Genomic DNA, 9,797 nt, shown 5'->3' on the forward strand with positions numbered 1-9,797 from the left:
AGGCAAACGTTATGATGTTGTCAGACGGATTGAGAATTTTTTAGGGCAGTTTGAGAGAAACCTGGCAATTATTACATCTCGCCCGGCGGGGTATCGGCGTGACCTTTTCCGCACTACCGAATTTCCCCACTATCAAATGCAGTCTTTTGATGATGAGAAAATTTCGGCGTTTATCAATAATTGGTATGACAGTCGGTTTAAAGATAAAGTGGAGGCGGAAAGACGGAAGGAAAGTTTGCAAAAGGCGTTAGATGACAATGACAGGATTAAATTGTTGGCACGAAATCCCTTGTTGTTGACAATTATTGCTTTGATTCATCGGTATCAGGCAGTTTTGCCGAAGGAAAGACATCGACTTTATGATAAGGCGGTGGAAACTTTGTTAATTTCTTGGGATGCGAATAAGGAGTTAAGTAGTGATGGGCGGTTGAAATATTTGGGTTTGGATGACTTGCGCAGGTTGATGGAATTATTGGCATATTGGGTACATACTCAGGGAAATGTTGGCAGTGGTGAGGGAGGTACTTTGATAGATAAGGATGAGTTGATTTCTCAGTTGAGTCGAGAGATTAAGATATTGAAGCAGGTGCAGTTGTATCAAGCAAAGGAGGAGGCAGAAAGATTTGTGGATTTGATTCGGGAACGCACTGGTTTATTGAATGAGCAGGGGCAAGACTGTTATGCTTTTGTGCATAAGACTTTTCAGGAATATTTGTGTGCTGAGGAAATTGACTATCAGTTAGAGAATGAGTTTGATTTTGGAATTATTTTAAATGCTATTCGAGAACATTTACATGATGCTCATTGGCGAGAAGTTTTATTGTTGTTGATAGCGCAACAAAAGCCGAAAAATGCGGCGAAGGCTATTCGAGCAGTTTTGAATAATGGTAGTGAGTATGAGGAGTGGTTACATCGGGATTTGTTTTTTGCTGGAAATTGTTTGGCGGAAAATCCGAAAGGGTTGCGGGGTGCTGATGGTGAGTTAGTGCAGGAGATTTTGGAGAGGTTGGTTGAGTTAGAGGTGAGTAGTGAGAATAAGATTGGTTATAGAGTTCGCGAGAAGGTTCAACAAATTTTTTGTAGTTTTTATGAAACTGCTTTTGAGGGGCAAGTTCTGGAGATGTTGAAAGATCGAGCAGACTTGATTTATGAGGAAAGGTTATCGAAATATCAAGCAGAGTTAGGAGAAAAGGATGAGGTAATTGCAACATTACTAGCACAATTAAAGGATAAGGATTCTGATGTGCGTGAGAGAGCTGCCTTTGCTTTGGGAATTTTAGGCAACAACTCAGACACTGTTATCAGTGCCTTACTCGCACAGATTCAAGATGATGACTCTACTGTGCGTGGGAGTGTAGTCAAAGCCTTGAGAAAATTGGGCAACAACTCAGAAACTGTACTTAGCGCTTTACTAGCTAGGCTTAAGGATAACAATTATGATATATGTAAGGAGGCATCGATAGCTTTAGGCAAGTTAGGTAACGCCTCAGAAACTTTTGTTAGTGCCATGCTTGCAGGGCTTCAAAGTCCAGATTATCGTGTTCGTCTAAGCGCAGCTATAGTTTTGCGTCACTTGGAAAGTAGTTCTGAATCTGTACTTAAAGCTCTATTAGCACGACTACAGGATGAAAATGAAGATTCTACCATCCGTGGGAGGGCGGCTTTAGCTATGGCAAAATTAGGCAATAGTTCTGAAATTTTAATTAATATTCTAGTAGAAAAACTTGAGGATGACGATTCTGTTATGCGTGGATGGGCAGCTACAGTCTTAGGTAAATTGGAAAATGGCTCTGAAACTGTAATCAATCGACTGCTAGCAAAGCTCAAGGAGGATAATTATAGTGTTGGTAGTTGGGTAGCAATAGCTTTAGGAGAATTAGGCAACAACTCAAAAATTGTAGTTAGTGCTTTACTTGCACGGCTTCAAGATCATAATTACTTGGTAAATAGGGGTGCTGTTTATGCCTTGAGCAAACTAGGCAAAAAANTTGGAAAATGGCTCTGAAACTGTAATCAATCGACTGCTAGCAAAGCTCAAGGAGGATAATTATAGTGTTGGTAGTTGGGTAGCAATAGCTTTAGGAGAATTAGGCAACAACTCAAAAATTGTAGTTAGTGCTTTACTTGCACGGCTTCAAGATCATAATTACTTGGTAAATAGGGGTGCTGTTTATGCCTTGAGCAAACTAGGCAAAAAATCCAACAATATCCTCCCCACTATTATTCAATGGATTCAACAACATCAAGATTCAGAATATGTCGGCAGAGGTATTGATGCCCTGTGGTATTTGGTTGTAGGTGAGGAAAGCTGATGTAAAGCTTCGTAGGTTGGGTTGACGTTAAGGAAACCCAACAATAATCAATAATTAGGTATATGTTGGGTTCGAGATACGCTTAACCCAACCTACAGAGGTTAACTTTTAACTATTGTCCAATCGATTCAACAACATCAAGATTCAGAATATGTCGGCAGAGGTATTGATGCGCTGTGGTATTTAGTTGTAAGTAAGGAAATTTAAGTCTAGTAGGTTGGGTTTCGTGACTCAACCCAACAATAATTAGATCGGGACTTACGCAGAGCCACCATATCTAGTAGGGGTTAACGGCNGGTTAACGGCCGTTAACCCCTACAGGTGGCGCATATTTTCATATTTTGCGTAAGTCCTGTAGATATATGTTGGGGAAAAGCGATCGCTTAACCCAACCTACAAAGGTTAACTTTTAACTATTAGTCTAGTAGGTATGTGTTGGGTTCGAGATACGCTTAACCCAACCTACAGAGGTTAACTTTTAACTATTGTTCAATGGATTCAACAACATCAAGATTCAGAATATGTCGGCAGAGGTATTGATGCACTGTGGTATTTAGTTGTAGGTGAGGAAAGCTAAGACGATTATAATCAAGAAAGCTAATGTGAAGTTTCGTAGGTTGGGTTGACGTTAAGGAAACCCAACAATAATTAGGTAGATGTTGGGTTCGAGATACGCTTAACCCAACCTACAGAGGTTAACTTTTAACTATTGTCCAATAGATTCAACAACATCAAGATTCAGCATAAGTCGGCAGAGGTATTGATGTGCTGTGGTATTTGGTTGTAGGTGAGGAAAGTTAAGACAATAAAGCAGTCNTAACCCAACCTACAGAGGTTAACTTTTAACTATTGTCCAATAGATTCAACAACATCAAGATTCAGCATAAGTCGGCAGAGGTATTGATGTGCTGTGGTATTTGGTTGTAGGTGAGGAAAGTTAAGACAATAAAGCAGTCTGCCAAAATTAAATAATTAGACAGTGGGAGCAGGATGCTCCCCTTATTCAGTCAAACATTCATTAATTGATTTTTAAAACAACTATTGTACAATAGTTTCCCTAAAAATCAACTACCTCTTTTAGACATTTTATGGGAGAAAAATGGATTCAAAAACATCAACATTCAGCATAAGTCAGCAGTGGTATTGATGCGCTGTGGTATTTAGTTGTAGGTGAGGAAAGTTAATGTGAAGTTTTGTAGGTTGGGTTGAGGTTAAGGAAACCCAACAATAATTAGGTATATGTTGGGTTCGCTCTCGCTTAACCCAACCTACAAAGGTTAACTTTTAACTATTGTCCAATAGATTAAACAACATCAAGATTCAGAATATGTCGGCAGAGGCATTGATGCACTGTGGTATTTGGTTGTAGGTGAGGAAAGCTAATGTGAAGTTTCGTAGGTTGGGTTGAGGTTAAGGAAACCCAACAATAATTAGGTAGATGTTGGGTTCGCTCTTGCTTAACCCAACCTACAGAGGTTAACTTTTAACTATTGTCCAATAGATTCAACAACATCAAGATTCAGCATAAGTCGGCAGAGGTATTGATGCCCTGTGGTATTTGGTTGTCGGTGAGGAGAGTTAAGACAATAAGTTAACTTGTAGGGTGNTAACCCAACCTACAGAGGTTAACTTTTAACTATTGTCCAATAGATTCAACAACATCAAGATTCAGCATAAGTCGGCAGAGGTATTGATGCCCTGTGGTATTTGGTTGTCGGTGAGGAGAGTTAAGACAATAAGTTAACTTGTAGGGTGCGTTAGACGGCTGAAATTAATACTATGAAAGAAATTCAGTAATCCGTCGTAACGCACCATATCAGCAAAAGTTACTGATAACTGATAACTGAAATTAACCTGCTCCACTACCAATCAAAATATCACGCACTCGCACTGGTACACAACCATGAGTCATTTGCGCTAACTGCATCGGTTCCCCTTTCCCACAAATATCAGTACCACACTGCTCCCATTCCGCAGCATTTCCCACAGCATCAACACTATTCCAAAAGTCAGTTGTCATAGAATGATAAGTTACATCTTTCAACATTCCCACAACTTTACCTTTTTTCACCTCCCAAAACGCATCTCCACCAAATTGAAAATTCCGCCGTTGTTGATCGATAGAAAAACTACCAATACCATCAATTAAAATTCCATCTTCAGTATCGGCAATCATTTCTGCTAAAGTTGCAGTATTACTTCCACCATCGGCACCTGCTTCTAATCCTAAATTGGGAATGCGCACCATAGGTATACTTGACCAACTGTCGGCATAAGCACAACCATTACTGCTACCACGTCCAAGTCGGTAAGCTGTTTCTCTGTCTGTAAGATAATCTACTAAAATTCCATCCTTGACAACATACCAATCTTGTGATTTAACACCTTCGTCATCATATCCTATTGTGCTACGACCGCCTGGTTGATTGCGATCGCATTTAAAGTTAACCCAAGGTGCAGCATATTGGAGTTTACCCATTTTATCGGTAGTGGCAAAACTCGTACCAGCAAAATTAGCTTCATAACCATAAACTCGGTCTAACTCGGTGGGATGTCCGACTGATTCGTGAATGGTTAAAAATAGATTTGTTGGCTTTAAAATTAAGGTAGAACGAATATCAGCAGGTCCTTTAGGAGCATGAACTTTTTCTATTGCTTCCGAAGCAACTCGCTCTACTTGACTCAATAAGTCAGTGGGATTAATATGCTCATACCCAATATTTAAAGGAGGGCGATCGTAACTACGACTTTGAGCATCATTATTAGCAATAGCTGTGCAACTAAACCCAGGATAACTGCGGTAAATTGTTTGCTCAATTAGGGAATCATTTGTGGAAGCAAATACTTTTTCTTCTTTAGTAAACCTGAGATAAGAAAAAGCTTTTTTAATCCCCTGCTCTTCATAACTTAATAATTTATCATTCAAACTTAAAAGTAGTTCCGCCTTTTCTTGAATAGGAACAGTAAACGGCTCAATTTCGATAGGAGTAACGTAAGTATCGCGGTAGGTTTCTACGGGTACTAACTGTACAGGTGTTTGTTGAGATAGACGACTACCTTTAGCAATATCTACTGCTAAAGCGACGACTCTAGCAATTTCTTCAGGTGTTTGGCGATGACTAGCAGCAAAACCCCAAGCACCTTTGAGCAAAACTCGCACTCCAAAACCAGAACTAACTTTATCTTGTAGTTGTTTGAGAGAGCGATCGCTAGCTGTCAAATTTTGAGAATGGTAAGTACATAACCGAATATCCCCATATTCACATCCTGTCTGACGAATTAGGTCTATTGCTAATTTTGCTAGTTCTGTAGTTGGAATTTTTACTGGTGCTTGTACCATTTTATTCTTAGTCTTAATTTTGTTTTATCTATTCTATACCAAATATTAAAAAGAAACCGGGTTTATTACTCTTGCTTTTTAAATCACATAGGACTTATATAAAATCAGGTTGAACAGTTGTCATTGCGACGATAGGAAGCAATCTCCTAACCCTTTGAGATTGCTATCCGTTCCGGAATACTCCGCAAACCTTCCACTCCGTTCCAGTCGCAATGACGGAGGCTATATAGCGCTACGCATTAAGGTTAGGACATTTCTAAATCCTGTTTGCGCAGCATGACCTAGGAAAATCCTTTAACAGCTTCCTGTTCCCTGTTCCCTGTTCCCTGTTCCCTGTTCCCTGTTCCCTGTTCCCTAGCGCGTAGCGCTATAGTAATTATCCGGATTTGATCTTACGCAAAGAAACCCGGTTTATACGGTAAATCATTGTTTTGAACAATAGAAGTCTACGAGAAACCGGGTTTATTACTCTTGCTTTTTTAAATCACAAAGTTTCCTTGATCAACCGAGTTTCTGTCTAAAAACCAAAGTTTATTGCTCTTGCTTTTTTAAATCACAAAGGTTCCTTGATCAACCCGGTTTCTGTCTAAAAACCAAAGTTTATTGCTCTTGTTTTTTTAATCATAAAATTTCCTCAATAAACCCGATTTTTGCATTTATCAAACAGCTAAAAGCTGATCGCTAAATGCTAATAGCTATATTACCAAATAGTTGCTAAATCTAATACAAATCCAGGTAAAATATTTTCTCCAGAAACAGTATCAGGATTTACTAATATTTCTACTTCTTGCTGAGGGCGATAAATTTCTACTTCTCGTTTTTTTCGATTAATTAACCATCCTAACAATGCACCATTTTCTATATATTCCAACATCTTTTCTCGTGTTTTTGGCAAACTATCACTAGGAGACATTAATTCCACCACAAAATCAGGACATAAAGGTGCAAACTTATCTTGTTCTTCAACAGTTAAACTATCCCAAAGTTCAAGTTTTACCCAAGAAGCATCAGGAGAACGGTCAGACCCATTTGGTAATTGAAAACAACCATTAGAATCAAATACTTTACCCAAATTATTCTGACGACTCCAAGCTTTTAGTTGATAAGTCAAATCTGCATTACGTTCACTTGTGTTTCCCCCTGTAGGTGGCATAATAATTAATTCTCCTGTGGCAGTTCTTTCAAATCTTAAATCGTTATTTTCTTGACAAAGTTGCCAAAATTGTTCCTGGGTAAGATTAATTTTTAATTCTAATCTGGGTGGTAAATAAATTGTCGATGTTTCCATAACTTTGCCTCCTTTACCATTCTTATGTTAATCTGAAGCTTGTCTAATCTATTTTAGAGAATGTTGTATTTTAGTCCAATTTTACAAACTTTATAGATTATAAATTGTAGCTTAATAATTAAAGAGTTGTGGTATTGTGAGGAGTTAGCTTATGGCAAGTCAATATCAAAAAAATCTGTCAAAATTAAAATCCCCATTAAAACTTATAAAACTTATTGGTTTAGTGGGAACACTGGCAATTAATTCCTGTTTGCCTCGGCCAGTTTTTGCCGCTTTCTTAACAAATTGGTTTTTTAACCCAGATAATAATCAACTTCAGTTTACCCTCCCAGAAGGTACAATTCCTAGTTATTCTGTTGAAAGCAAACCTGCTCGTCTAGTTGTCTACATTCCAGATACTGAAGTTAGTGTAAATGTGACTGAATTATATCCAGCAGGGTTGGTGCGTCGAGTTAGTCTCTCTCAAGAGCAACCACAACAAGCAAAAGTTGTTATAGATTTTGCTCCAGAGTTAGCTGTATCTACTAAACAAGTAAAATTAGAACAGGTTGAACCACAAGAAAATAGTTGGCAGTTGCGTCTACTTCTGGGTGAGGGAGAAATCTCAGAAGCAGCAGAAGAGCAAATGATTTTAGATGAAAATTATGTTGAAGCAGAAGCTACAAAAGTAGAAAATTCAGAATCTATTATTGAAGAAGATAATCAACCTCCTACTCAACCAAAACAAGATAGGGTAGGTTTTCTAGAAACAGATCCAAAAGATGAATCTCCTCTACCAAACCCTCCACCTTCGGCAGATCCTTCTATTCCCTTCCTGGTTATTCCCACTGACAAACCAGATAGTGTTAGTTCTCCATTAATAGATGCTTTGGGCGATAGACAACCAGCTACTGAACCATCTGAAATTGGGGAAGTGCCACAACTTGAAGCTAAAGAAACTGAAGATACTTTTGTTCCACCGCCCCCAGAACCTGAACCTGTAGAAGAACCCAACAACTATAGCACTACCGAATCAGTAGATGTGATTTCTTTTGGAGAACCTTTACCTGGAACTTCGGGAAAAAAACAATCTGAAGATGATGCTTCTATCTTAGTTAAAGAAGGAGAAATAATAGGTTTAATTTTCCCTACTGGAGAATTTAGACTACCACGGGGTATTGAGACACAGGAAGTTTTACTTCTGGAAGAGGCGATCGCTGATGAATCTGGTAGAATTATAGTACCAGCTAAGACACCTGTAGTTGGTGGTTTTGACACTGATAGTCATGGTAGTCAATTTATCGCCAGAGCAATATATTTGGATGGTCGTTTTATCCCTTTTGCTGCTGAATCAAAATTGTTTCGAGGACACCCTGATTTTAATGAAAAGGTTTTGGCAGGTAGTAGTGCTGGTGGTGGTTTAGCATTATTACTCCTAACTGGTTCGGGTTTTGGTTTCTTAGCGGGAGCAGCAGTTGGAGCTGGTACTGTTCTTCTTGCTTCTCCTCGTTCGGTTACTTTAGATGAAGAGCATATTGTGGAAGTGCGTGTGGTTGAAGATTTACCCCGCTCCAGATTTTATGAGATTAGCGGTTTTTAGGGGTTGAAAAAACGGGGTTGCTCATTCAGATGTGGGTGTTTTTTTCAAGTAATGGGAATAGGTACTAGGGGTAGTTCTAATTAATAGGGACGAAAGTAGTCAAAGGGAATAAATATTTTTTGCCTGTTCCCTATTCCCTATTCCCTATTCTCTATCAACTAGAAATTGTTATTTTCAGGTGGAGCAAACCCCGGTCCTAGTTGATTTTTCAAGAATAGGTTTTGAGCGCTGTCGTTTTGATAAACGCAATCAATTTCTGGTTCATCGTTAATATTTCCTGTATATCCGAAGGTGTTCATCCGGTTTTTACAATCACGCACTTGCTCATTGTTTACTAATTTTCTTTGCTCTAGAATCGTCCAGTTATTTCTACGGATAACACATCCTGGTTCTATACCTGGCTGAGATATGTATACATTAAAAGGGTTTAAAGTCAAGAAAACGCGCATATTCATTACCATTGCACTAGCTCCAAACTGTACACAAAGTTCGGGGTTAGGTACGCTGCGATCTATAAATTCACGAGAGGCCACGTTTTGTGGGGTAAAGTTAGCAGTGGAGCTAAAGGCAATACCAATACCAATACCCAAAACAAATACTCCTCCTAAAATTGCTAGAGTAGCATAATTGAATCTGGATGGTTGACTGGTGGTTTGAGTTCTACGTTTCATATATAATTTTCTTTTAAATTATTTGAGTGGCTTTTGGGCCATTAACCATGGGCAAAGCTGGATTGATATTTTTCCTAACATATTTCTACAATTATAAATTTTAGCAGGGAAATTATTATATATCTCCGAAAAAGATGGAGTAGGGCTTTAATAATTAATAATTAACAATTAATAATTATTGCTTTGCTCATTAAATCTCAAAGCATTTACAGATAAAGACTTTAACCTTTTTAGGTCGGGAAAAAGTACGCCTGTTTCAGCTTTTTATGCACGGTTCCCGAAAAATCAAAAAGTTAGGATTTTAGGCGCATAGTTGAGCCAAAAAATTACTCCTGTAGGGAAGTTGCGTGCAACGTCCCTACCTACTCCTCCGCTCCCCTACTCGTTAAAAAAGACTTTTGAGCGCAAACCCTAATTACCTCTTCTGGAGATGTCTATTAGTCTTGAGTAGGTTTAACAAAATTAGGAGTCAAACGTTACAATAAAAAAGTCAGATGACAAAAAAATCGGATTTTTTATTTCACCTATAAAATATTAAGTTTTATGTTATATATATAATAATATGTATTAGTTTGATTAAGTAAGCAGGATAGAATAGTGTCTGTAG

General features: G+C 38.4%; 6 protein-coding genes. 3 read left to right on the forward strand and 3 right to left on the reverse strand.

Going from position 1 to position 9,797, the window contains the following annotated elements:
• A partial coding sequence (locus tag AFK68_RS24085) for an NACHT domain-containing NTPase (protein ID WP_246844421.1) occupies positions 1–1,987 on the forward strand: 1,987 nt, incomplete at both ends.
• A gap of 1 nt (position 1,988) precedes the next feature.
• The gene (locus AFK68_RS42490; protein WP_246844422.1) at positions 1,989–2,312 is read left to right on the forward strand and encodes a HEAT repeat domain-containing protein; all 324 of its coding nucleotides are present in this window, start codon (positions 1,989–1,991) and stop codon (positions 2,310–2,312) included.
• Between the two features lie 1,849 nt (positions 2,313–4,161).
• Here the strand turns inward: AFK68_RS42490 and AFK68_RS24090 are convergent.
• On the reverse strand, positions 4,162–5,652 hold the full coding sequence (locus AFK68_RS24090; RefSeq protein WP_094675727.1) for a TldD/PmbA family protein: 1,491 nt from the start codon (positions 5,650–5,652) through the stop codon (positions 4,162–4,164).
• A 700-nt stretch (positions 5,653–6,352) separates the two neighbouring features.
• Positions 6,353–6,940 carry a Uma2 family endonuclease gene (locus tag AFK68_RS24095; protein WP_094675729.1) on the reverse strand — a complete coding sequence of 196 codons (588 nt, stop codon included), beginning with the start codon at positions 6,938–6,940 and terminating at the stop codon, positions 6,353–6,355.
• Positions 6,941–7,091: 151 nt separating this feature from the next.
• Between AFK68_RS24095 and AFK68_RS24100 the strand changes: the two genes are divergently transcribed.
• Entirely contained in the window at positions 7,092–8,519 is a 1,428-nt protein-coding gene (locus AFK68_RS24100; protein ID WP_094675731.1) for an AMIN domain-containing protein, read from the forward strand.
• A 158-nt stretch (positions 8,520–8,677) separates the two neighbouring features.
• Here the strand turns inward: AFK68_RS24100 and AFK68_RS24105 are convergent, their stop codons facing one another.
• Positions 8,678–9,190 (reverse strand): DUF3172 domain-containing protein, encoded by a 513-nt coding sequence (locus AFK68_RS24105; RefSeq protein WP_094672836.1) that lies wholly within the window; start codon positions 9,188–9,190, stop codon positions 8,678–8,680.
• Positions 9,191–9,797 lie beyond the last annotated feature (607 nt).

It is taken from the genome of Hydrocoleum sp. CS-953 (assembly GCF_002260545.1).
GTDB lineage: Bacteria > Cyanobacteriota > Cyanobacteriia > Cyanobacteriales > Microcoleaceae > Trichodesmium.